Source organism: Collinsella sp. AM42-18AC (genome assembly GCF_003467965.1).
Classification (GTDB): domain Bacteria; phylum Actinomycetota; class Coriobacteriia; order Coriobacteriales; family Coriobacteriaceae; genus Collinsella.
Genome location: NZ_QSFY01000030.1, coordinates 1 through 2,379, shown reverse-complemented (window position 1 = coordinate 2,379; position 2,379 = coordinate 1). Strand labels below are relative to the sequence as shown.

Annotated in this window: 2 protein-coding genes; both read right to left on the bottom strand. The window is 68.3% G+C overall.

All coding sequences use genetic code 11. The features are described from left to right. Window positions 1–110: 110 nt before the first annotated feature. Window positions 111–938 (bottom strand): ATP-binding protein, encoded by an 828-nt coding sequence (locus DW913_RS09885; RefSeq protein ID WP_117798379.1) that lies wholly within the window; start codon window positions 936–938, stop codon window positions 111–113. Next, window positions 935–2,242, bottom strand: coding sequence for an IS21 family transposase (gene istA, locus DW913_RS09880; RefSeq protein ID WP_035138955.1), 1,308 nt, complete (start codon window positions 2,240–2,242; stop codon window positions 935–937). Before istA ends, DW913_RS09885 begins: the two co-directional genes overlap by 4 nt. Window positions 2,243–2,379: the final 137 nt, after the last annotated feature.

Below are 2,379 nucleotides of genomic sequence, written 5' to 3'. Positions count from 1 at the left end.
CATTGTTAGCGCCGGAATAATTTAGCCAAATATAGTCGGCCGAGATTGACCAATCCCGGCCGACCCATTTTAGCCAACACGCCCGCATCTATGACTTTCCTATCGCATTCCTACATCCCCTCGGGCTGGATCCCCCTCACCTTCACCGCCTGGGGGACGGCCTCCACCGAGTAGGTGTCAAGCTCCCTGCCGCGGTAGCTCGGGCCCCGCATCACGAACACCGACGCCTTGTCGAACAGCCTGTCGAGGGCGCAGAGGAGCGTGTCGTCGCCCGTGAAGAACTCATCCCACCCGCTCCGGGCGATGTTGCTCGTGAGGACCATCGCGTTCGGCCCCTCCTTCTCGTAGCGCCTGTCGACGACATCGAAGAACAGGTCGGTGCACGGCCTGTCGTAGACGCATCTCCCCACCTCGTCAACGATGAGGCACGACGGCTTGACGAGCGAGGAGACGACCCGCGAGGTGTTTCCCCGCTGGACGGCCTTCTGGAACCTGTCCCTGAGCTCGGTCGCCTTTATGTAGTAGGTCTTGAGCCCCCGCATGCAGCACTCGCGCCCGTAGGCCTGCGCGAGGTGCGTCTTCCCTATGCCGCCGGGCCCGACGAAGGCGACGTTGCGGTGCGCGTAGAGGTCGGCCAGCGACGGGAGCTTGCCCAGCGCGGCCGCGTCCCGGCCCTGGATCCTGGAGAAGTCGAAGCCCTCGAAGGTCTTGGGCTCGCGCCTGGGCAGCCTGCTCAGCCTCAGCAGCGTCTCGATGGAGGCGAGCCTCCTCTTCTCCGCAAGGTAGGAGAAGGTGGCTGCCACGGCGGCCATCTCCCCGTCGCCGAGGTCGAGGTCCGAGGCGAGGGTCGCGAGCTCCTCCGCCCCGACGGCGATCCCGAGCCTCGACGCGGCGTCGCTCGCGAGCTCGTAGGGGCTCGCCCCCGCGCCCGCCATCATTCGGCCCTCCCGAAGTCGAACCTCTCGAAACCGGGTTTCGTCCTGGGCGGGGCGATTTGCTCGACCACGGTCCCCACCGGCTGGGTCGGCAGCTCCTCGGGCTGCGCCGGCGATGTCTCCCACTGCCCCTCGCACCAGCTGTCGGCGCCGGTGCCGACGGCGTGGGCGACGAGCTCGCGGGAGAGGTCGTCGCTGTATATGTGCACCACGCGCCCCTCCCGGTTCACCCTGCACTCGCGGCGGACGTACCAGTAGGGCACGCCGTAGCGGTGCCCCTCGAAGCTCACGAAGCCGTCGAAGGAGATCTTCCGGCGCGGGCACAGGTACCGCTCGACCTCGGCCGTGACCTCGAGCGGCCTGGTGTTCGCCGAGCACGCCGCCTCGTGCTCGCGCATCGGGACGCATGCCGCCGCGCGCCGCCAGCGGCCTCCCTGCTCGGCGCACCAGAGGGCGGCCTCCCGGTTGAGGGCGTCAAGGTCGGTAAAGGACCTTCCCGCGAGGAAGTTCCCCTTCACGAAGCGGACGAGCCTCTCCACCTTGCCCTTCGTATAGGGGTGGCGCGGCCTGCACAACCTGGTGCGGAAGCCGACGACGCCCATGAACTCGGCGTAGTCGGCCTGCCAGACGGGCCGGCCGTCGGCATCGCGGCGGACGACCACGCTCTTCATGTTGTCGGTGAGCACGGTCGCGGGCACGCCCAGCGCCGAGAACGCGTGCAGCATCCCGATGAGGAGGTTCTCCTGGCGCGCGTTCGGGAAGAACTCGACGTGGGCGCCCCCGCAATGGTGGCAGACCATGGCGAAGCAGGCGATCCGCGCCCGCTCCCCGCCAGGGCGCTCGACCGCGACGAAGCCCCAGTCCATCTGGTAGGCCTCTCCGGGCGCCGTCCTGAAGCGCTGGCCGCGGCAGCCCTGCGGGGCCGCCTGCCGCCTCTTCGCGGGCACGAGGTCCCGGTGCGCGGCGATATAGGTCTTCACCGTGGTGAGGCCGCCGGCGTAGCCCTGGCCGAGCAGCCGCTCGAATATCACCTGCGAGTTGGTGACGCCCTTCCGCAGGAGGTCGTCCACCAGGCCGGTGTGGCCGGCGAGCACGCCCGGCGCGGCCCTCCTCCCGCTGTTCCCGTGGGGCAGGGCCCTGAACCCGTGTGCCCTGACCGTCCTCGCGCGGGAGCGGGTGAGCCCCGTCCTCCTGCAGAACTCCGCGAGGTTGCATGCCTGCGGGTCGAACCCGTCGCCCTCCTCCGCGGCCATCTCCCGGAGCGCCGCGTCTATAATCTCCTGTAGGTCATCGTGTCTCTCGTTCACCTCAATGGTCCTCCTAACGCCGGCGTGTTGGCACCACCAGCGTAGTGGCGGCGGGGAGGCACGGTGGCCATTATTCGGTGACCGGGATTGGTCAAAATAGTTTGACTATTAGCGGCTAAAATCGCCCGGCGCTAACA

Coding starts and splice junctions, on each gene's coding strand:
- DW913_RS09885 (WP_117798379.1), bottom strand. CDS start 938: ATGATGGCGGGCGCGGGGGCGAGCCCCTACGAGCTCGCGAGCGACGCC.